General features: G+C 70.8%; 20 protein-coding genes. 8 read left to right on the forward strand and 12 right to left on the reverse strand.

What is annotated here, in order from left to right; translation table 11 throughout:
* Positions 1-6 precede the first annotated feature (6 nt).
* Both AC4BGC_RS06735 and lipA read right to left on the reverse strand, forming a co-directional pair.
* Positions 7-759: a DUF4191 domain-containing protein gene (locus tag AC4BGC_RS06735; RefSeq protein ID WP_490554912.1), complete on the reverse strand. Its 753-nt coding sequence runs from the start codon at positions 757-759 to the stop codon at positions 7-9.
* Positions 760-856: 97 nt separating this feature from the next.
* Positions 857-1,792: a lipoyl synthase gene (lipA, locus tag AC4BGC_RS06740; RefSeq protein ID WP_490555725.1), complete on the reverse strand. Its 936-nt coding sequence runs from the start codon at positions 1,790-1,792 to the stop codon at positions 857-859.
* A 193-nt stretch (positions 1,793-1,985) separates the two neighbouring features.
* Between lipA and AC4BGC_RS06745 the strand changes: the two genes are divergently transcribed.
* Both AC4BGC_RS06745 and AC4BGC_RS06750 read left to right on the forward strand, forming a co-directional pair.
* Positions 1,986-2,363, forward strand: a complete 378-nt coding sequence (locus tag AC4BGC_RS06745; RefSeq protein ID WP_490554913.1) for an ArsR/SmtB family transcription factor — start codon at positions 1,986-1,988, stop codon at positions 2,361-2,363.
* Complete coding sequence (locus tag AC4BGC_RS06750; protein WP_490554914.1) at positions 2,360-2,860, forward strand: SRPBCC family protein; 501 nt, start codon at positions 2,360-2,362, stop codon at positions 2,858-2,860. Before AC4BGC_RS06745 ends, AC4BGC_RS06750 begins: the two co-directional genes overlap by 4 nt.
* Before the next feature lie 6 nt (positions 2,861-2,866).
* Here AC4BGC_RS06750 and AC4BGC_RS06755 read toward each other — a convergent pair whose 3' ends face one another.
* Genes AC4BGC_RS06755 through lipB form a run of 3 tightly spaced genes read right to left on the reverse strand, consistent with a single transcriptional unit; the run spans position 2,867 to position 5,592 of the window.
* The gene (locus tag AC4BGC_RS06755; protein ID WP_490554915.1) at positions 2,867-3,835 is read right to left on the reverse strand and encodes a hypothetical protein; all 969 of its coding nucleotides are present in this window, start codon (positions 3,833-3,835) and stop codon (positions 2,867-2,869) included.
* Positions 3,835-4,794 (reverse strand): ABC transporter ATP-binding protein, encoded by a 960-nt coding sequence (locus tag AC4BGC_RS06760; protein ID WP_490554916.1) that lies wholly within the window; start codon positions 4,792-4,794, stop codon positions 3,835-3,837. The genes AC4BGC_RS06755 and AC4BGC_RS06760 overlap by 1 nt, the downstream gene beginning before the upstream one ends.
* A 54-nt stretch (positions 4,795-4,848) precedes the next feature.
* On the reverse strand, positions 4,849-5,592 hold the full coding sequence (gene lipB / locus AC4BGC_RS06765; RefSeq protein WP_490554917.1) for a lipoyl(octanoyl) transferase LipB: 744 nt from the start codon (positions 5,590-5,592) through the stop codon (positions 4,849-4,851).
* 75 nt (positions 5,593-5,667) lie between these two features.
* On the opposite strand from lipB, the gene AC4BGC_RS06770 reads away from it, so the two are divergent.
* Positions 5,668-6,183 carry a hypothetical protein gene (locus AC4BGC_RS06770; RefSeq protein ID WP_490554918.1) on the forward strand — a complete coding sequence of 172 codons (516 nt, stop codon included), beginning with the start codon at positions 5,668-5,670 and terminating at the stop codon, positions 6,181-6,183.
* Here AC4BGC_RS06770 and AC4BGC_RS06775 read toward each other — a convergent pair.
* Positions 6,143-7,042, reverse strand: coding sequence for a TIGR01777 family oxidoreductase (locus tag AC4BGC_RS06775; protein ID WP_490544739.1), 900 nt, complete (start codon positions 7,040-7,042; stop codon positions 6,143-6,145). The genes AC4BGC_RS06770 and AC4BGC_RS06775 overlap by 41 nt on opposite strands.
* Before the next feature lie 56 nt (positions 7,043-7,098).
* Between AC4BGC_RS06775 and lpdA (AC4BGC_RS06780) the strand changes: the two genes are divergently transcribed.
* Positions 7,099-8,511, forward strand: a complete 1,413-nt coding sequence (lpdA, locus tag AC4BGC_RS06780) for a dihydrolipoyl dehydrogenase (RefSeq protein ID WP_490554919.1) — start codon at positions 7,099-7,101, stop codon at positions 8,509-8,511.
* 120 nt (positions 8,512-8,631) lie between these two features.
* Here lpdA (AC4BGC_RS06780) and AC4BGC_RS06785 read toward each other — a convergent pair whose 3' ends face one another.
* Positions 8,632-9,801, reverse strand: a complete 1,170-nt coding sequence (locus AC4BGC_RS06785) for an RtcB family protein (protein ID WP_490554920.1) — start codon at positions 9,799-9,801, stop codon at positions 8,632-8,634.
* 221 nt (positions 9,802-10,022) lie between these two features.
* The gene (locus AC4BGC_RS06790; protein ID WP_490554921.1) at positions 10,023-10,634 is read right to left on the reverse strand and encodes a carboxymuconolactone decarboxylase family protein; all 612 of its coding nucleotides are present in this window, start codon (positions 10,632-10,634) and stop codon (positions 10,023-10,025) included.
* A gap of 38 nt (positions 10,635-10,672) precedes the next feature.
* On the opposite strand from AC4BGC_RS06790, the gene AC4BGC_RS06795 reads away from it, so the two are divergent.
* Positions 10,673-11,722: a type IV toxin-antitoxin system AbiEi family antitoxin domain-containing protein gene (locus tag AC4BGC_RS06795; protein ID WP_490555727.1), complete on the forward strand. Its 1,050-nt coding sequence runs from the start codon at positions 10,673-10,675 to the stop codon at positions 11,720-11,722.
* A 166-nt stretch (positions 11,723-11,888) separates the two neighbouring features.
* Here the strand turns inward: AC4BGC_RS06795 and sucB are convergent, their stop codons facing one another.
* Together sucB and lpdA (AC4BGC_RS06805) are read right to left on the reverse strand one after the other, a co-directional pair.
* The gene (gene sucB / locus AC4BGC_RS06800) at positions 11,889-13,685 is read right to left on the reverse strand and encodes a 2-oxoglutarate dehydrogenase, E2 component, dihydrolipoamide succinyltransferase (RefSeq protein WP_490554922.1); all 1,797 of its coding nucleotides are present in this window, start codon (positions 13,683-13,685) and stop codon (positions 11,889-11,891) included.
* A gap of 57 nt (positions 13,686-13,742) precedes the next feature.
* Complete coding sequence (gene lpdA / locus AC4BGC_RS06805; protein WP_490554923.1) at positions 13,743-15,122, reverse strand: dihydrolipoyl dehydrogenase; 1,380 nt, start codon at positions 15,120-15,122, stop codon at positions 13,743-13,745.
* 159 nt (positions 15,123-15,281) lie between these two features.
* Between lpdA (AC4BGC_RS06805) and AC4BGC_RS06810 the strand changes: the two genes are divergently transcribed.
* A complete protein-coding gene (locus AC4BGC_RS06810) occupies positions 15,282-15,674 on the forward strand; it encodes a hypothetical protein (RefSeq protein ID WP_490544726.1) in 393 nt (130 codons plus the stop codon).
* Here AC4BGC_RS06810 and AC4BGC_RS06815 read toward each other — a convergent pair.
* A complete protein-coding gene (locus AC4BGC_RS06815) occupies positions 15,671-17,203 on the reverse strand; it encodes a leucyl aminopeptidase (RefSeq protein ID WP_490554924.1) in 1,533 nt (510 codons plus the stop codon). The two genes, AC4BGC_RS06810 and AC4BGC_RS06815, sit on opposite strands and share 4 nt — an antisense overlap.
* Before the next feature lie 99 nt (positions 17,204-17,302).
* On the opposite strand from AC4BGC_RS06815, the gene gcvT reads away from it, so the two are divergent.
* Both gcvT and AC4BGC_RS06825 read left to right on the forward strand, forming a co-directional pair.
* The gene (gene gcvT, locus AC4BGC_RS06820; protein ID WP_490554925.1) at positions 17,303-18,403 is read left to right on the forward strand and encodes a glycine cleavage system aminomethyltransferase GcvT; all 1,101 of its coding nucleotides are present in this window, start codon (positions 17,303-17,305) and stop codon (positions 18,401-18,403) included.
* Positions 18,404-18,441: 38 nt separating this feature from the next.
* Positions 18,442-18,696, forward strand: a complete 255-nt coding sequence (locus AC4BGC_RS06825; protein ID WP_490544722.1) for a hypothetical protein — start codon at positions 18,442-18,444, stop codon at positions 18,694-18,696.
* A gap of 10 nt (positions 18,697-18,706) precedes the next feature.
* Here the strand turns inward: AC4BGC_RS06825 and AC4BGC_RS06830 are convergent, their stop codons facing one another.
* Positions 18,707-19,300, reverse strand: coding sequence for a DUF3043 domain-containing protein (locus AC4BGC_RS06830; protein ID WP_490544720.1), 594 nt, complete (start codon positions 19,298-19,300; stop codon positions 18,707-18,709).
* Between the last annotated feature and the right edge of the window lie 51 nt (positions 19,301-19,351).

Genomic DNA, 19,351 nt, shown 5'->3' on the forward strand with positions numbered 1-19,351 from the left:
GGTCGGTCAGCGTCCGCGCTGCTGGCCGCGCATCCCCTTCATGCTCGTGGGCATCGGCCCCTTGGGCATCGGGATGGCCGAACGGGTGGCGTCCAGGGCCCTGATCCGCGCGAGCACGTCGGTCATCTGAGCCGGCTTGACCTTCTTGCCGAGCTTCGTGACGGTGCGGGTCAGCTTGCCCAGCGGCACCTGGCCCTCGTCGTGGCCCACGATGAGCTCGTGGATCGGGATCTCGCTGGCCACGCGCTCGTGCTTGCGGCGCTCCGCGGTGAGCATCGGCCGCAACCGGTTCGGGTTGCCCTCACCGATCAGCACGATGCCGGGAGGGCCCACGACCCGGGTGACGACGTCCTGCTGCTTGTTGACCGCGATCGCCGGGTCGGTCTTCCAGCCGCGACGGAGCATCCCCAGCACCGCGGCCGCGGCGCCCGGCTTGCCCTCGATCTGGCTGGTCGCGGCGCTCTGGGCGCGGCGGCCGAAGATGATCAACGTGGCCAGGAGGCCGACGAGCACGCCGAAGGGAATCGCGAAGAGCAGGCTCTTGAAGATCAGCAGCATCACCGCGAAGCCGGCCAGCCCGGCGAGCAGGAAGACGCCAGCCAGGATGAGCCCGATCCGAGGATCGGACTTCTTGGTCATCTTGTAGCTCTGGCGGATCTGCTTGATCCGGCCCGGGTTGTTCGGGTCCTTGACCTTCTTCTGCTTGCGGGCCTTCTTGGTGACCGACTTGTCGGCCTTCGTGCTGGGCTTCTGGGCCATGCGTGATGCCTCTGCCTGTCTGCGACTGGGGGGTGAGCGGAACTCCCAGTCTAGGTGGTCGGGCACTGGGCCCCGCTGGTGGACAGGCGGGGGAGCGTCAGATCCGGACGGCCCCGGCAGTGGCCCCGGGAGTAGCGAGGTCGCGAGCCTCGATGGCCTGCTTGTAGAGCCGTCCGGCGCGGTACGACGAACGCACGAGCGGCCCGCTCAGGACCCCCGCGAAGCCGATCTCCTCGGCCTCGGCAGCCATCTCCACGAACTCCTCGGGCTTGACCCACCGCTCGACGGGGTGGTGGCGCGGGGAGGGTCGGAGGTACTGCGTGATCGTGATCAGCTCGCACCCGGCCGCGTGCAGGTCGACCAGGGCCTGGTGGATCTCCTCGCGGGTCTCGCCCATGCCGAGGATCAGGTTGGACTTGGTCACCAGCCCGAACTCGCGGGCCTGGGTGATCACGTCCAGCGAGCGCTCGTAGCGGAACGCAGGGCGGATCCGCTTGAAGATCCGCGGGACGGTCTCCACGTTGTGGGCCAGCACCTCGGGGCGGCTCTCGAAGACCTCGCGCAGCAGGTCGGGCTCCCCGTTGAAGTCGGGGATCAGGTTCTCCACGCCGGTGTCGGGGTTCAGCTCGTGGATCGCGCGCACCGTCTCGGCGTACAGCCACGCGCCGCCGTCGGGGAGGTCGTCGCGGGCGACACCGGTGATCGTGGCGTAGCGCAGGCCCATCGTCTGCACCGACTCCGCGACGCGACGGGGCTCGTCGCGGTCCAGCGGCTGCGGCTTGCCGGTGTCGATCTGGCAGAAGTCGCAGCGCCGGGTGCACTGGTCGCCACCGATCAGGAAGGTGGCCTCGCGGTCTTCCCAGCACTCGTAGATGTTGGGGCAGCCCGCCTCCTGGCACACCGTGTGCAGGCCCTCGGACTTCACCAGCTGCTTGAGCTCGGTGTACTGCGGGCCCATCTTGGCCCGGGTCTTGATCCACTCGGGCTTGCGCTCGATCGGGGTCTCCGCGTTGCGGACCTCGAGGCGGAGCAGCTTGCGTCCGGCCGGGACAGTGGGGGCTGCCGAGGAGGGCGCAGCCGAGGTCCCGGCGGCGGTGTGGGCGGCTTGTTCAGGCGCTTGAGTCACGGTTTCACTGTACGTGCGTACGCCGCAAAAGCCCCACCGGGCGGCCACGCCGAGATCGGACCCGTTGCGCATTGGTAACCCAGTGGTTACCTTTGATGACGTGGACGTGTTCGCAGCGCTGGCCGACCCGGTACGCCGGTCCCTGCTGCGCGCTATCGCGGCCGCGCCGTCACGCGTGGTCGACCTCGCTGCCGGCCGCCCGATCTCGCGCCCGGCGGTGAGCAAGCACCTGCGGGTCCTGAGCGAGGCCGGCCTGGTGCGGGCGACCGCGCAGGGCCGGGAGCGGAGGTACTCGCTGGACCGCGATGCACTGGCGCCGGTGGCGGACCTGCTGGCCGAGCTCGCGGGACCGCGCCAGCGGCTGGTGGGGGAGGCGGCACTGGACGCGCTCGACACCGAGGTCCGCCGTACCTCGCGCCAGCGCCGCGCGGACACCCGTCCCGCGAGCACCGAGCAACCGCACGAGGAGACCGGATGAGCCCTAAACCCACCGGCCACGTGGCCGCAGCCGGCGATCGCGTGGTGCTCACACTCTCCCGGGAGTTCCGGGCACCGATCGAGGACGTCTGGGCCGCGGTGACCGAGCCCGAGCGGCTGGCCCGCTGGATCGGCACCTTCACCGGCGACCCGCGGGCCGGCAGGGTGGCCTTCCGGATGACCGCCGAGGAGGGTGCGCCCCTCGAGGAGGTCGAGATCCGTGAGTGCGTCCCGCCGCGCGTCCTCCGGGTCGCCTGGACCGTGGGGGAGGACCCGTGGCTCCTCGACCTCGCCCTCGAGGAGCACGCCGGGATCACCACGCTGACCTTCGTCCAGACCGACATCGACCCGGTTGCTGCGGAGAGCGTCGGGCCCGGGTGGGAGTACTACCTCGACCGGCTGGTCGCGGCGCAGAGCAACGGGGACGTCGAGGCGATCGACTTCGACCGGGACTACTACCCGGCCATGCTCGAGCACTACCGGGTCGCGCGGGACTGAGACCGCTCACACGTCGCGGCGGCGGAACCAGACCAGGGAGACCGCGACGGCGATCACCAGCAGGACCCCGAGGAACGTGCCTGCCTCCGCATGGGTCATCACCTGCATCGAGCTGCACCGCTGCCCGGGCGTGCAGGTGATCGTGGCATCGAAGTAGCGGTGCACCGGCGCCAGCCAGCCCATCGCGTTGTTGCCGACGGCCCACCGCCCGGCGCCCTCGAAGGGCACCAGGTTGGCGACCAGCTCGCCGCCGACGGCGTAGACGAACAGCAGCGCCAGGGTGGCGACGGTGTGCCGGAAGATCATGGTCAGGGCGAACGCGCCCAGTCCGGCGCCCATGCCCAGCGCCACCGCGCGTACGACGTGCCGGGCGATCTCCTCGACGTCGCCGCCCGGCACGCTCACGTCCCGGGCCTGGGCGAGCAGCCCGAGCCCGAGCCAGAACCCGCCCAGCGCGACCAGGGCGAGCAACCCGCTGCCGATCGTCACCGCGGCGGCCTTGGCCAGCCACAGCCGCGTCCGCCGTGGCTCGAACAGGAGCTGGTTGGTCACCGAGCCCGAGGACCAGTCGGCCCCGGCGAAGGTGCAGCCGGCGATCACGATCAGGGCGACCACGATCAGGGCGAGCGAGACCCCCTGCTCCTGCAGCACCGTGCCGAGATCGAGCTGCTGGCGCGGGTAGTAGGTCTCGGGAGGTTCGACCAGGGCCGACGCACAGTCCTCCGCGCTCGCCTCCGGCCCGAGGTATGCCTGCGGATCAGCCTCGCAGGCGCGGACCTCCTGCTGGCGCTCCGGCTTCTGGCCCTCCAGCTCGGCCTGGGCCACGGCGTCGGTGCGGTCGCCCTGGGACAGCGGACGGGTGTTCCACGCCGTCGCGGCGACGAAGACCACGGCGACCAGGATCGCCGCCAGGGCCAGCAGGGCGATCGCCCTGCGGGAGCGGAACCGGTTGAGCTCGACGGCGAGCAGTCGCATCACGACGCCTCGTTCTCGCTCGGGGCGGCCGCCGACGCGTCGTCCGCGGCCGGACGGCGCCGGGTCAGCTCGAGGAAGAACGACTCCAGGGTCGGCCGCACGGCTGTGAGCTCCTGGACGTAGATGCCGTGCTCGGCCAGGACGCGGGTGATCTGCTCGGGGTGCTGGTGGCCCTCAACGGTGAGCTGGTCGCCGTCCTGGGTCACGGCGTACCCGGCGGAGCGCAGGAAGTGCCGCGCGCCCTGCGGGTCGGCCACGCCGACGCGGGTGCGGGACACGTTCTCGCCGAGCAGGTCCTCGACCTTGCCTGAGGCGAGGAGGCGGCCGTCGCCGACGATCGAGACCGAGTGGCACACCTGCTGGACCTCGGCGAGGATGTGCGAGCTCAGCAGCACCGTGACCCCGGACTCGCCCAGGCCCTGGATCAGGTTGCGGATCGACTGGATCCCCGCGGGGTCCAGGCCGTTGGTCGGCTCGTCGAGGATGAGCAGGTCGGGTCCCTTCAGCAGCGCGGCGGCGATCGCCAGCCGTTGCCGCATCCCCAGCGAGTAGGCCTGGTAGTCCTGGCGGGCGTGCTCGGTGAGCGAGACCTGCTGAAGAGCGCCGTCGACCGCCGAGCGCGGCAGCCCGATGGAGCGCGCCAGCAGGATGAGGTTCTTGCGCCCGGTGAAGGAGGGGACGAAGCGAGGCTCCTCGACCACGGCGCCGACCCGGTTGATCACGCGCGGCAGCTGCGCCGGCACCGGCTCGCCGAAGAGCCGCATCTCACCCTGGGAGGGACGGGACAGGCCGAGCAGCATCTTGATCGTCGAGGTCTTGCCGGACCCGTTGGGTCCCAGGAAGCCGTGCACCCCACCCGCCGGTACGGCGAGGTCGAGTCCGTCGACCGCGACGGTCCGCCGGCCTCGGGACCGATAGACCTTCCGGAGGTCGCGAGTCTCGATCACGAGATCGTTCATCGGTCCTGGACACACCCCTTCGCCAGCCAGCCCCCAGCATGGCCCATGGGGTCCTCAGGCGAGCGGATTGAGCACGGGGACACGCAGGTCCGCCGGGCGCCGGCCCGGTTCGGGGCGGGGCTCGTAGTCAGGGGTGGGGTCGTACGGCGCCCACGCCAGCAGGTCGCTCAGGTGGCGCTCGACCAGGGGCAGGGCCTCGGCGATCGTGACGGTGCGCCCCAGCTCCTCCGACAGCGAGGTGACCCCGGCGTCGGCGATGCCGCACGGCACGAATCGCTCGTACCAGGAGAGGTCGACGTCGCAGTTCAGCGCGAACCCGTGCATGGTCACGCCCCGGCTGACCCGGATCCCGATCGCGGCGATCTTGCGCTCGGGCCGGCCCGGTCCCGCGTCGGTCGCCGGGGTCGCCTGCAGCCACACGCCGCTGCGGCCGGGCACCCGCGCCGTGGTCACACCGAGGTCGGCGCACACCGCGATCAGGGCCTCCTCGAGGCGGCGTACGTAGTCGACGACCAGCACGTGGTCGGGGAGCCGCACGATCGGGTAGCCGACCAGCTGGCCGGGACCGTGGAAGGTGATCTTGCCGCCGCGGTCGACCTCGATGACCGGGGTGCCGTCGGTCGGCCGCTCGTGCGGTTCGGTGCGCTTCCCTGCGGTGTAGACGGGGGAGTGCTCCAGCAGCAGCACCGTGTCCGGCGCGCCGGACACCACCTCCGCGTGCACCTCCCGCTGGCGGTCCCACGCGAGGAGGTAGTCGGTCGGGCCGTCGGTGATCTCCTCGAAGACAAGCGGGTTCATCAGGTCAGGCTAACCCCGCGCGGTTCCCCTGTGGACAACCTCCTCGAGCACGCTGCGCCGGTGCAGGGTGGATCCATGAGCCCGTTCCCGGTCACGCTCCCGGTCCTGGTGCTGCTCGCGGGGCTGCTGGTCCCCGCTGCCGGTCCCGGGGATCGCGAGGAGGGGAGCGCGACCGGACCGCGCACCGAGCTCGCGGAGGCGCTCGGGGTGCTCCACGAGTGGGACGCACGACGGGCCCGCGCCTGGGCACGCGGGGACGTCCCCGCGCTGCGGTCGCTCTACGTCCCCGGTTCCGGTGCCGCGCGCGCCGACGTACGCCTGCTGGAGGAGTACGCCGCCCGCGGGATCGTCGTGCAGGAGCTGGTCACCCAGGTGTTCTCGGTCAGGCTCCTGGCCCGCACCCCCACCACGCTGCGGCTCAGCGTCTTCGACCGGGTGGCAGGTGGCGAGATGGTCCGCGCCGGGCGCCGGCTCACCGTCCCCAGCAGCCGGCCCGTCACCCGGACCGTCGCCTTCCGGCTGGTCGAGGACGGATGGCGGGTGGCGAGCGTCAGCGGCTCGGGTCGAGACCCTCGCGGAGCACGGCGCTGACGTCGGGGTCGCGGTGGGTGAACCCGCTCGCGAGCAGAGCGGCCGGGACGCAGTTCAGCGACCCGAGCAGCTCGTCGGACATCTGCCCGGCGGCCCGCCGGAGCACTGCGGAGGGCACCCGCAGGACCGCCGGGCGGTGCACCTGGTGGGCCAGCGCCCGGGTGAGCTCCGCGTTGGTGGGGGTCCGCTCGCTGCACAGGTTGACCGGCCCGGAGACGGACTCGGTCTCGGCGAGGTGGATGACGGCGTCGACCCAGTCGCGGGCCGAGATCATCGGCGCGTACTGGCTCCCGTCGCCCATCGGCCCACCGAGACCGGCCTTGAACAGCCGCCGGAGCATGCCGAGCGGCTGGCTGCGCCGGTCGTAGACCGGGGAGGTGCGCAGCACGACCACCCGGGCGCCGGCGTCGGCTGCCGGAGCGGCTGCCTCCTGCCAGGCCCGCGCCACCCGGGTGAGCAGCGCGTCGCCGCGGGAGTCCGCGGTCTCGGGGAGCGGCTCGCTGCCGTGGTCGCCGTAGTAGCTGATCCCGTTGCCGGCCAGGAACGCAGGCTTGCCCTCGCTGGCGGCGATCGCCTGGGCGAGCACCTGGGTCGTGGTGACGCGGCTGTTCATCAGGTCCTCGGCCCACTTCTTCGAGTGCGGGTTGCCGAGCGTGGGGGAGCCGGCCAGGTTGACCACGACGTCGTGGTACTCCACGACCTCGACACCCAGCGGGGCGGCGTACGGGTCCCAGCGGACCTCGCTGGAGCTCGATGGCGGGCGGCGTACCAGCGTGGAGACGTCGTGCCCACGCGTGCGGAGCGTCTCGGTGAGCCGGGCGCCGAGGAAGCCGGACGCGCCGGCGATCAGGAAACGCATGCCACCCACGGTCCCACGACGGTGCGCACGGTCAACCCGTTGCGAGGGACGCAGGGATGAGGAATAGGCTCGCCCCCGTGAGCGATTTCGATGTCCTAGTCCTCGGTGCCGGCCCCGGTGGGTACGTCGCCGCCATTCGCGCCTCCCAGCTCGGTCTCAAGGTGGGGGTGGTGGAGAAGAAGTACTGGGGAGGGGTGTGCCTCAACGTCGGCTGCATCCCGTCCAAGGCGCTGCTCCGCAACGCCGAGCTGTCCCACATCCTGACCCACGAGAAGGACAAGTTCGGGATCACCGGGGATGCCTCGATGGCCTACGAGCCGACCCACGCACGCAGCCGCGAGGTCTCCGACTCCATCGTCAAGGGCGTCCACTTCTTGATGAAGAAGAACAAGATCGAGGAGATCGACGGCTGGGGCACCTTCGTCGACGCCAAGACCATCGAGGTCGAGGGCGACGACGGCAAGACCCGGACCGTGACCGGCGACAACATCATCATCGCCACCGGCGCCACCACCCGTCTCGTGCCGGGCACCGAGCTCTCCGAGAACGTGGTGACCTACGAGGAGCAGATCCTCAACAACGAGCTGCCCAAGTCGGTCGTGATCGCCGGCTCCGGCGCCATCGGCGTGGAGTTCGCCTACGTGATGGCCAACTTCGGGGTGGACGTCACCATCGTGGAGTTCCTCGACCGGATGGTGCCGACCGAGGACGCGGAGATCTCCAAGGAGCTCGCCAAGCACTACAAGAAGCTCGGCGTGAAGGTCCTGCTGAAGACCAAGGTCGAGAAGATCGAGGACTCCGGCTCGAAGGTCAAGGTCACCGTCAGCAAGGACGGCAAGGAAGAGGTCATCGAGACCGACAAGGTGCTCCAGGCGATCGGGTTCGCCCCTCGCCTCGAGGGCTACGGCCTCGAGAAGACCGGCGTGGAGACCACCGACCGCGGTGCGATCGCCGTCGACGCGCGCGGCCGCACCAACGTCGAGGGCGTCTACGCGATCGGTGACGTCACCGGCAAGCTGATGCTCGCCCACACCGCCGAGGCGATGGGCATCGTCACCGCCGAGACGATCGCCGACCACGACACGATCGAGATCGACTTCGACATGATCCCGCGGGCGACGTACTGCCAGCCCCAGATCGCCTCCTTCGGCTACTCCGAGGCCCAGGCCGAGGAGAAGGGGTACGACGTCAAGGTCGCCAAGTTCCCGTTCTCGGCCAACGGCAAGGCCAAGGGCCTGGGGGACACCACCGGGTTCGTGAAGATCATCGCCGACGCCAAGCACAACGAGATCATCGGCGCCCACCTGATCGGCCCCGACGTGACCGAGCTGCTGCCGGCCCTGACCCTGGCCCAGAAGTGGGACCTGACCGCCGACGAGGTCGCCCGCAACATCTTCGCCCACCCGACCCTCTCCGAGGCCGTCAAGGAAGCCGTCGAGGGCCTCGCGGGCCACATGATCCACATGTAGTTCTGCTCGGGGTTCCGGTCGTCCGGTTTCCCAGGTGATGAACCCGAACTGCCTCTTCACACACCTCACGCGGTGTGTGAAGAGGCAGTTTCATGTGTGAGGTCCCGGACCGGTAGCGGCCTAGTCGCCCTTGACGTTGACGATCTGGCGCAGCGTGTGCCGGACCTCGACCAGGTCGGCCGCGTCGGCCATCACCTGGTCGATGTCCTTGTACGCCGCCGGGATCTCGTCGAGGAAGGCGTCGGTGTCGCGGTACTCGATCCCCGCCATCGCCGTGCGCAGCTGCTCCCGGGTGAACGTCTTGCGCGCCTTCGACCTGGAGTACTGCCGACCGGCACCGTGCGGAGCCGAGTTCAGCGACATCGCGTCACCCTTGCCCGCCACGACGTACGACGCCGTCCCCATCGATCCCGGGATCAGGCCCATCCGCCCCTGCTCCGCGTTGATCGCGCCCTTGCGGGAGAGCCAGACCGAGCGGCCGAAGTGCTCCTCCTGCTCGGTGTAGTTGTGGTGGCAGTTGATCTCCTCCTGCCGCACCACCTCGTCACCGACCCAGTCGGCGAAGCAGGCGAGCACCCGGTCCATCATCTCCTCGCGGTTGAGCAGCGCGTAGGTCTGCGCCCAGCGCATCTGCTCGATGTAGGACCAGAACTCGTCGGTCCCCTCGACGAGGTAGGCCAGGTCGCGGTGCGGCAGCTCGATCCGGTTCCGCTCGCAGTACGCCCGCGCCACCCCGATGTGGTGCTGCGCGATCTTGTTGCCGACGCCCCGGGACCCCGAGTGCAGGAACAGCCACACCCGGTCGAGCTCGTCGACCGTGATCTCGATGAAGTGGTTTCCCGAGCCCAGCGTGCCGAGCTGCAGCTTCCACCGCTTGGCGTACGACGCCGGGTCGAACCCTGCCTTCTGCGCCAGGGAGTCCAGCTGCTCGATCCGGTCGTGGGTGTGCTGGCGCGAGATGTCGCGGTTGGCGACACCGGCGCTCAGCGGGATCGCCTGCTCGATCGCCCGGCGCACCCTGGCGCGCTCCTGCGGCAGCTGCTTCGCGGAGTAGTTCGTGCGCACCGCGATCATGCCGCAGCCGATGTCCACACCCACCGCAGCAGGCATGATCGCCCCCAGGGTGGGGATCACCGACCCCACGGTCGCGCCGAGGCCCAGGTGGGCGTCGGGCATCAGCGCCACGTGCGGGTGGATGAAGGGCATCGTCGCCGCCGTCTCTGCCTGTTCCCGGGTGTTGTCCTCCAGGATCGAGGCCCAGTTGACCAGCCTCTTCGAGATCTTCTCCATCGTCCTTCCTCTGTCGGTGCCCCGCTCCCGGTGAGTGGGGCCGGGGAAGCCTCCCAGCCGGTGGGGGCGATGTCACCGGGTTATCGGTCGGGCGGGCGTCCGGTTTCCCAGGTGATGAACCCGAACTGCCTCTTCACACACCCCACGCCGTGTGGGAAGAGGCAGTTTCGTGTGCGAGGTGGCGGGTCCCGGGCCTGGCGCCGTACGCCGCAGGCCTGCGCTCAGGGCCGGACCATCGCACGCCCCCAGTTGACCGCTGCCTGCACCGGTTCGGGCACGGTGTCGGCCATCTCGCGGTCAGGTCGGGCACCGAGCGCGTCGTTGACGGTCGAGAACGCGAGCCGCAGCGACACGAACAGGGTCAGGGCCAGGACCTGGGCGTCGTCGAAGCCGGCCTCCCGCAGCGCGGCGACGTCGTCCGCGGTCGCGGCGTTGGGGTTCGCGCTGACGCGACGAGTCCAGGTCGCCAGCGCCTGCTCCCGCGCGGTGAGGGTCTCGTCCGAGCCGGTGAGCGCGCCGACGGCGACCTCCGCCCCGGCCGCGCCCGCGAGCTTGTGGCCCCACGCGAGCGCGCAGTAGGAGTCACCCAGGGTCGAGGCGGCGGCGGTGACCATCACGCCGCGCTCACGGAACGACAACCCCGCCGCGGCCGCCGCAGAGCCGATCAGCTCGAACAGAGCGTCATGCTGCGCCGGAAGGTGTCCCCACAACCGGGAGACGTTCATGACGAAGCCCATCTGCTCCACGTCCTCGTCGAAGAGGCGTTGCAGCTCGGGGCCCGGGTCCGGCGCGCGCAGGAAGCTGGCAGCACTCTGGGATGGCGACTGGTCCATCCCTGGACGATAGGCCAGACGGCGTACGCACCGCGATGATGCTGCGGCCAGCCCGCGTCCACAACGGCGTACGACGGCGGCGCCGTCCACAGCGCGACGCCGCGGCCCCGACGAACCATGCTCGCCGGGACCACCGTGGCCCGCATGGACGACCCACTGCGACTGATCGCCGAGCAGCACGGCGTGTTCCGCGGCGCGAGGCGCTGGACTGCGGATACGACGACAAGACCCTGGCGCGGATGCGGCGCAGCGGGACCCTTCACCGGGTCCGGCAGGGGGCCTACTGCTTCGGCGACGTCTGGGCGACGTACTCCGGCGAGGAGCGGCACCTCACGCTGGCTCGCGCCGTGCTCAGGACCACGCCGGGGCCGGTCGTGCTCAGTCACACCACGGCGCTGCTTGCCCATGGCATCGCCGTGTGGGGCGCCGAGCTCGGCCGGGTGCACGTGACCCGGCTCGATGACGGGGCGGCGCGGATCGAGCGCGACGTGGTGCACCACGTCGCCGCCTGTCCCCTCGAAGAGGTCGTCGAGGTCGGCGGGCTGCCCGTCGTGACCCCCGATCGCGCCGTGGTCGAGGCCGCCACGGTCCAGAGTCTCGAGTCCGCGCTGGTCTCGGCCGATCACGCCCTGCACCTCGAGCGGTGCACCCCGTCGGGGCTCTACGACATGTTCGGCACGATGCGGCACTGGCCGGGCTCGCAGAAGATCCACGTGCTGCTCAACCAGATGGACGGGCGCGTGGAGTCGGTGGGGGAGTCCCGGTCGCTGTACCTGTTCTGGCGCCAGGGCCTGCCGCGGCCCGAGCTCCAGTTCGAGGTGTACGACGACCGCGGGGTGCTGGTCGCAGTCCTCGACTTCGTCTGGCACCGGCAACGGGTCTTCGGCGAGTTCGACGGCCAGGTGAAGTACGGCCGGCTCCTTCGCGACGGCGAGGACCCGGGGACGGCGGTGTTCCGGGAGAAGCAGCGCGAGGACCTGGTCCGTTCGATCACCGGCTACCGCTGCGCGCGGCTCGTGTGGCGCGACCTCTCCACCCCGCGCGAGACGGGCGATCGGTTCCGCGCCGTGCTGGGTGCGGCCGCCTGATCGTCGTACGCCGCGCGCCTGCCTCCTGGTCGGGCTCGCCTGCCTCTCGGTCGGGCCCACCCCTCTTCACACGCGAAACTGCCTCTTCACACACGGCGTGACGTGTGTGAAGAGGCAGTTCGGGTTCATCACCTGGGAAACCGGACTACCGGCCCCCGGCCAACCCTCAGACGTCGAAGCTGCCCGACTCCAGGCGCGCCTTGACGTCCTGGAGGAAGCGGCCGGCGTTGGCGCCGTCGACCAGCTGGTGGTCGTAGGTCAGCGCGAGGTAGACCATGTGGCGCACGGCGATCGTCTCGCCCAGGTTGGGGTCGTCGATCACGACCGCGCGCTTGACCACGGTGCCCGGGCCGAGGATGGCGACCTGCGGCTTGTTGATGATCGGGGTGTCCCACAGGGCGCCCACGCTGCCGAGGTTCGTGATCGTGAAGGTGCCACCCGACAGGTCGTCGGGACCGATCTTGTTGGCGCGCGTGCGCTGCGCGACGTCGGCGATCTTCTTGGCCAGGCCCGCGATCGAGAGGTCGCCGGCCTCCTTGACGACCGGTGTCAGCAGGCCCTTCTCGGTGTCCACGGCGAACGCGACGTTCTCGCTGTCGTGGTAGGTCACCTCGCCCGCCTCCAGGTCGAAGGTGGCGTTCAGGGCCGGGTGGGCCTTGAGCGCCTCGACCGCAGCCTTGGCGAAGAACGGCAGGTAGGACAGCTTCACGCCCTCGCGGGCCAGGAAGTCGGCCTTCACGCTGTCGCGCAACCGGGCGATGTTGGTGACGTCGACCTCGACGACCTGGGTCAGTTGGGCAGTGGTCTGCAGCGAGTCCACCATCCGGGTCGCGATCACCTTGCGGAGGCGCGAGATCTTCTCGGTCTTGCCGCGCAGCGGGCTCGGCGCGGCCGCAGGTGCGCCCGCCGAGGACTTCTCCGCCGCTGCCGGTGCCTCCTGCGACTTCGAGGACTCGGCGGCCGCGAGCACGTCCTGCTTGCGGATCCGCCCGCCCACGCCGGTGCCCTTGATGCTGGACAGGTCGACGCCGTGCTCGGAGGCCATCTTGCGCACCAGCGGGGTGACGTAGGTGCCGCCGTCGGAGGAGGACTCCTTCTTCGCCGGCTCCTCCTTGGGCTTCTCCTCGGCCTTCGCCGGCTCGGGCTCGGGCTCAGGCTCGGGCTCGGGCTCAGGCTCCGGCTCGGGCTCCGGCTCGGGCTCCGGCTCGGGCTCAGGCTCCGGTTCGGGCTCGGGCTCCGGCTCGGGCTCCGGCTCGTCGTCCGAGTCGTCGGAGTCGTCGGCGGAAGCCGAGCCGTCGCCGATGATGCAGAGCTCGGCGCCGACCTCGACGGTGTCGTCCTCCTCGGCCTTGATCTCCAGCAGGGTGCCGGCGATCGGGGAGGGGATCTCGGTGTCGACCTTGTCGGTGGACACCTCCACGAGCGGCTCGTCGACCTCGACCTCGTCACCGACCGACTTCAGCCAGCGGGTGATGGTCCCCTCGGTCACGGACTCACCGAGCTCGGGGAGGGTCACGGCCTTCCCGCCGCCGCCACCCTTCTTCTTCGCTGCGGGCTTGGGCTCTTCCTCCTCCTCGTCCGCCATCGACTCATCCGAGTCCTCGGCGTCGGAGTCGGAGTCGCCCGAGGAGTCCCCGGAGTCGTCGGCGTCGTCGGCGTCTTCCTCGGGCTCCTCCGAGGAGTCGTCGGCCGAGTCCTCGGAGTCGGCGGAGCCGCCACCCTCACCCTCGTCGCCGATGATGCAGAGCTCGGCGCCGACCTCGACGGTCTCGTCCTCCTCGGCCTTGATCTCCAGCAGCGTGCCGGCCACCGGAGAGGGGATCTCCGTGTCGACCTTGTCGGTGGAGACCTCGAGCAAGGGCTCGTCGACCTCGACGGTGTCGCCCACCTGCTTGAGCCAGCGTGTGATGGTGCCTTCGGTGACGGACTCGCCAAGTTCGGGGAGCTTCACAGGTGTCGACATCGGGTTCCTTCGCTCGTTTCTTCAGTCCGGGTTGAGGCTAGTCCAGAGTCCAGCAGTTCAGGTATGTGCGTGCAACGGCTTGCCCGCTAGAGCGAGGTGTGCCTCGCCCAGCGCTTCGTTCTGGGTGGGGTGCGCATGCAGCAGGGGAGCGACGTCCTCAGGGTAGACATCCCAGCTGCAGATCAGCTGGGCCTCCCCGACGAGCTCGCCCACCCGGGCCCCCACCATGTGTACGCCGACCACGGGACCATCCGTGATCCGCACCAGCTTGACGAAGCCCTGGGTCGCGAGGATCTGGCTCTTGCCGTTCCCCCCGAGGTCGTAGGTGAGCGTCTCGACGCCGTCACCGTGCTGCTCGCGCGCCTGCGCCTCGGTCAGCCCGACCGAGGCGACCTCGGGGTCGCAGTAGGTGACGCGGGGGATGCTGCTCTCCGCGACAGGAGTGGGGGACAGGCCGGCGATCTCCTCGGCGACGAACACGCCCTGGGCGAAGCCGCGGTGCGCCAGCTGCAGGCCGGGGACGATGTCGCCGACGGCGTACACGCCCTCCAGCGAGGTGCGGCAGCGCTCGTCGGTCACCACGAAGCCGCGGTCCATCTCGACGCCCTGCTCCGCGTAGCCGAGCCCGTCGGTGCGGGGACCACGGCCCACCGCGACCAGGAGCAGCTCGGCGTCGTAGGTCTTGCCGCCCTCGACGGTGAGGGTGACCCCGGTGTCGGTGGTCTCCACCGACTCGAACCGGGTGCCGGTGGCGAACCCGATCCGGCGCTTGCGGAACGCGCGTTCCAGCGCCTTCGAGGACTGCTCGTCCTCGGCCGGGAGCAGCCGGGGGAGTGCCTCGACGATGGTGACCTCGGCGCCGAAGGAGCGCCACACGCTGGCGAACTCGCAACCGATCACCCCACCTCCGAGGACGATCACCGAGGACGGGACGCGCTCGAGGCGCAGTGCCTGGTCCGAGGTGATCACCCGGGTGCCGTCGATCTCGAGGCCGGGCAGCGACCGGGCGTAGGAGCCGGAGGCGAGCACGACGGCCTTCCCGGCGTACGACGTCTCGTCGACCTCGACCGTGTGCGTGCCGATGAGCGTCCCGGTGCCCTCGACCACTGTGATGCCACGTCCCCTGACGAGACCGGCGAGGCCCTTGAACAGCCGGCCGACGACGCCGTCCTTGTAGGCGTTCACGCCGTCCATGTCGATGCCCTCGAGGCTCGCGCGCACCCCGAACCTCTCCGAGTCGCGAGCAGCGTCGGCGACCTCGGCGGCGTGCAACAGCGCCTTGGTGGGGATGCAGCCGGAGTGCAGGCAGGTGCCGCCGAGCTTGTCTTCCTCGACCAGGGCCACGGTGAGCCCGAGCTGGGCAGCGCGGAGAGCGCACGCGTAGCCACCTGAGCCGGCGCCCAGGATGACGACGTCGAACTCACGGCGCTCCGGCACGCCTGCCTCCTCCCGTTCAGCGACCCGTTCCCGCGACACGGTGGTCCAGCTGTGCGCCGGGAACCGGGTTGTCGACCCTCATCCAATCATCACGCCTCCCGGCGGGCGATAAGGCCCGGTTCGTGCGTGCTGCGACCCCCCATGCGCCACACTGTCCCCATGGGTTTGCTTGATCGGTTCCGGCGCGGTGCTCGCCGCCATGGTGGTGGTGCGGGCGGAGGCGTGACCACCCGCGCCAACGACGACGCCGACCAGCGTCACCTGCTGGAGTTCGTCAGCTCACGCCGTGGCGTCGAGGGCTTCGTCGAGCCCCGCACCACGGTCACCGACGTGACGCTGCTGCTGGTCGCCCACGACGGCGAGTGGACCCGGCGCCGGGTGCCGTCGGTGCAGTGGGCCCACGACTTCTGCAACAAGCACGCGGTGCCGAGCTATGACGCGGGCCTGGTCGGGATCCCGGCGCGGATGCGGGAGTACAACCGGCGCGAGAAGGAGCGGCAGAAGCAGCAGCTGCGCCGCGACCTCGACGGCGGCGGGCACAGCTCCGACTAGTCGGAGTCGGTACCCGCCTCGGCTGCGTCCGCGAGGGACTCGGCGTACGCGAGCAGCGTGGTGATGCCGTAGCCCGTGGCGCCGGAGGGGAGGTGGCCCCAGGGGCCGCCCGTGTTCCAGGCCGGCCCCGCGATGTCGAGGTGGGCCCACGGGGTGGTGCCCACGAACTCGCGGAGGAAGGCCGCGGCGTACACCGAGGATCCCCACCGGATCCAGTTGTGCTGGAGCACGTCGGCGATCTTGGTGTCGAGCACCGCCTCCCGGCTCTCCTCGGGCAGGGGCAGGCGCCACACCAGCTCGCCACTCGCCTCGGCGGCAGCCGTGACGGCGGCGGTGGTCTCGTCGTCACCGAAGACGCCGGCGACCTTCTCGCCGAGCGCGACGATGCAGGCCCCGGTCAGGGTGGCGACGTCGATGACGGAGTCGGGCTCGTCCTCGACGGCCATCGCCAGGGCGTCGGCCAGGATCAGCCGGCCCTCGGCGTCGGTGTTGGTGACCTCGACGGTCTGGCCGTCGTGCATGGTGAGCACGTCACCGGGGCGCATCGCGGTGCCGGAGACCATGTTCTCGGCCATCGGCGCGTACGTCGTCACCGCGACCGGCACGCCGAGCTCGGCGATGGCGAACGTCGCGCCGATCACGGCGGCGGCACCGCCCATGTCGTACTTCATCGTCGCCATCGAGCCGCCCGGCTTGATGGTGAGGCCGCCGGAGTCGTAGGTGATCCCCTTGCCGACGAACGCGATGCTGCTGTGCGCCTCCTCGGGCCGGTAGGTGAGCCGGACCAGCCGAGGCGGGTTGGCGGAGCCGCCGCCGACGCCGAGGATGCCGCCGCAGGAGAGCTCCTCCAGCTCCTCGACCCCGAGGACCTCCACCTTCACCTTGCTGCGCTTGGCCCGGCCGGTGAGCTCCTTGTCGAGCGCCACCACGGCGTCGGCGAACAGCTCGGGGGTGAGGTCGTTCGGCGGCGTGTTCACCCAGTCCCGGGCCCGGTGCACGATGTGGCCGACAGAGCGTGCGGCCTCGAGCGCCGCGATCGCGTCGTTGCGTCGCGCGGCGTCGCTGAGGATCGAGACGTCGGCGAGCCCGGCCTCGTCGGACTTCGACTTGTAGCGCGTGAACGAGTAGCTCCCGGAGATGAACCCGTCGGCGACGGCGCGCACGTGCTCGGCGTCGTGGGCCGGCAGCGCCAGCGAGACGGAGGCGGCGTTGCCGATGCTGCGGGCAGCGACGCCGGCGGCACGGCGTACGCGCTCGGGGGTCACCTCGTCGGCGGCCCCGAGACCGATGACGAGCAGCTGGCCGGCCTTGATCGTCCCGGCCGTCGGCAGCCGCAGCGTCTCGCCGTGCTCACCGCGGAAGCCCATCGAGGTGAGCAGCGGGCGGAACCTGCGTCCGTAGGCCTCGGCCACCTCCTCGGATCCCGTGCAGGCGGTCAGGTCACCGTTGGGGGCCTTCACCACGCCGATCACGACGAGGTCGGTGCGGGTCTTGGCCGGGCTGCCCTTGCGCAGCGTGTACGTCGTCACGAGGTCATGCTAGGCCGTGGGCAGCACGCTCCCTCGCACCCGGCACGGGAGCGGCCGGGCCCGGATCGGCCCGGGGGAGACTGCGGTAACTTCGCGTCCATGTCGCTCATGCACTCGCCCCTCCACGACCGTCACGTCGCCGCCGGGGCCAAGCTGGCGGAGTTCGGCGGCTGGGAGATGCCGCTGGAGTACCCCACCGGGGTGCTCAAGGAGCACGCAGCGGTGCGCGAGCGCGTGGGGATCTTCGACGTCAGCCACCTCGGCAAGGTCGCCGTCAGCGGCGAGGGAGCGGCGGCGTACCTCAACCGGTGCCTGAGCAACGACCTCGACAGGATCGGGCCTGGACGCGCGCAGTACACCCTGGCGTGCGACCCCGACACGGGCGGCATCGTCGACGACCTGATCGCCTACCACCGTGCGGACGACGACGTCCTGCTCGTCCCCAACGCCGCGAACTCCGCGGGCCTGGTCAGCCGGCTCGAGGCCGGCAGCCCGGCCGGGGTGAGGATCACCGACCAGCACACGACCCGCGCGGTCCTGGCGGTGCAGGGCCCGAGGTCGGACGAGGTGCTCACCGCGCTCGGCCTGCCGGTGGGGCACGACTACATGTCCTTCGAGGTGGCCACCTTCGCGGGCGAGGAGGTCGTGGTGTGCCGCAGCGGCTACACCGGGGAGCGCGGCTACGAGCTGATCGCGGACAACGCGGTCGCGCCGACCCTGTGGGACGCCCTGGTCGAGGCGGGCGAGCCGCACGGCCTGATCCCCTGCGGCCTGGGTGCCCGGGACACGCTGCGCACCGAGATGGGCTATCCGCTCCACGGGCAGGACATCAGCCTCGAGGTCACGCCCGTCCAGGCCCGACTGGGCTGGGCCGTGGGGTGGTCGAAGCCGGAGTTCTGGGGCAAGGAGGCGCTCCTGGCCGAGAAGGAGGCGGGAGCCAAGGTGCTGCTGCGCGGCCTTGTCGCCCAGGGGCGTGGGATCGCCCGCCCGCAGATGAGCGTGAAGCTCACCCGCGACCTCCCGGTCGGCCACGTCACGTCGGGGACGTTCTCACCGACCCTGCGCAAGGGCCTGGCGCTCGCGCTGATCAACAACCAGGTCGAGCTGGGGGCCGAGGTGCTGGTCGACGTACGTGGTCGCTCCGAGGTCTTCGTCGTGACCAGGCCACCCTTCGTGGAGACCGACGTACGCGACTCCTGATCCCGTTTTGCCGACCACCCAGTGAAAGGTGTCCACCCGTGACCAACATCTCCGAGCCGGCCTTCGGCAGCACCGCCCGCAGGCAGGACCAGGTCCCCTGGTGGTGGCAGCTCGTCGACGCCGACGGCCGCGTGATCACCCCCGAGGAGCGGATCGACTTCCCCACCCGCAGCGACGCGGAGTCGTGGCTGGGGGAGGCCTACCCGGACCTGGCCGAGGACGGCGTCGAGTCGGTGACCCTGTTCGAGGGCGACCGCGAGGTCTACGGACCGATGTCGCTCTCGGCCGGATAGCCGGCCGGCGTCAGCGCGGTGCGCCGCCGATCTTGACGGTCGGCTTGGGCATCCGGAGCCAGCGCAGCTGGAGCACCCGCATGATCGTGTAGAACGTGGTGCCCCGCAGGCTCTCGTCGGGGAACTGCGCGCGCAGCGCCCGCTTGAGGCGGAACAGCAGCCAGGTCGTGTCGAGCGCGACCACCAGGATCGTGGTCGCCCAGAGCCGGCCGCTCGCCTCGACGAGGTTGGCGTTGCCGGAGTACTGCATCAGCATGATGACGACCAGCAGCGGCAGCAGGAACTCCGCGATCGAGATGCGGGCGTCGACGAAGTTGCGGATGAACCGCTTGACCGGCCCCTGGTCGCGCTTGGGCAGGTAGCGCTCGTCGCCGGTCCTCATCCCGTGGCGGGCCTTGGCGTTGGCCTCGGCACGGCGCTCGCGCTGGAGCTTCTGCGCGGCCTTCTTGTCCATGCCGGCCTTCGCGCGCTCACGGCGGGCAGCCTCGGCCTCCCGGCGGGTCGGCGTCGGGCGACCCTTGGCGCCGGGGCCCTTGGGCTCGAGCACGGTGGGCTGTTCGTCGGTTTTGCTGTTTCGGCGGAACACGGGGCCTTCCGGGGACATGACGGATCGATGGTGGAGGGGAGTGAATCGCCAGAGTACCGGGCCAGGGAA

This window comes from Nocardioides sp. Z38_18 (assembly GCF_058215695.1).

Coding starts and splice junctions, on each gene's coding strand:
- AC4BGC_RS06735 (WP_490554912.1), bottom strand. CDS start 759: ATGGCCCAGAAGCCCAGCACGAAGGCCGACAAGTCGGTCACCAAGAAG.
- AC4BGC_RS06750 (WP_490554914.1), top strand. CDS start 2,360: ATGAGCCCTAAACCCACCGGCCACGTGGCCGCAGCCGGCGATCGCGTG.
- AC4BGC_RS06755 (WP_490554915.1), bottom strand. CDS start 3,835: ATGCGACTGCTCGCCGTCGAGCTCAACCGGTTCCGCTCCCGCAGGGCG.
- AC4BGC_RS06760 (WP_490554916.1), bottom strand. CDS start 4,794: ATGAACGATCTCGTGATCGAGACTCGCGACCTCCGGAAGGTCTATCGG.
- lipB (WP_490554917.1), bottom strand. CDS start 5,592: ATGAACCCGCTTGTCTTCGAGGAGATCACCGACGGCCCGACCGACTAC.
- AC4BGC_RS06770 (WP_490554918.1), top strand. CDS start 5,668: ATGAGCCCGTTCCCGGTCACGCTCCCGGTCCTGGTGCTGCTCGCGGGG.
- AC4BGC_RS06775 (WP_490544739.1), bottom strand. CDS start 7,042: ATGCGTTTCCTGATCGCCGGCGCGTCCGGCTTCCTCGGCGCCCGGCTC.
- lpdA (WP_490554919.1), top strand. CDS start 7,099: ATGAGGAATAGGCTCGCCCCCGTGAGCGATTTCGATGTCCTAGTCCTC.
- AC4BGC_RS06785 (WP_490554920.1), bottom strand. CDS start 9,801: ATGGAGAAGATCTCGAAGAGGCTGGTCAACTGGGCCTCGATCCTGGAG.
- AC4BGC_RS06790 (WP_490554921.1), bottom strand. CDS start 10,634: ATGGACCAGTCGCCATCCCAGAGTGCTGCCAGCTTCCTGCGCGCGCCG.
- AC4BGC_RS06795 (WP_490555727.1), top strand. CDS start 10,673: ATGCTGCGGCCAGCCCGCGTCCACAACGGCGTACGACGGCGGCGCCGT.
- sucB (WP_490554922.1), bottom strand. CDS start 13,685: ATGTCGACACCTGTGAAGCTCCCCGAACTTGGCGAGTCCGTCACCGAA.
- AC4BGC_RS06810 (WP_490544726.1), top strand. CDS start 15,282: ATGGGTTTGCTTGATCGGTTCCGGCGCGGTGCTCGCCGCCATGGTGGT.
- gcvT (WP_490554925.1), top strand. CDS start 17,303: ATGTCGCTCATGCACTCGCCCCTCCACGACCGTCACGTCGCCGCCGGG.
- AC4BGC_RS06830 (WP_490544720.1), bottom strand. CDS start 19,300: ATGTCCCCGGAAGGCCCCGTGTTCCGCCGAAACAGCAAAACCGACGAA.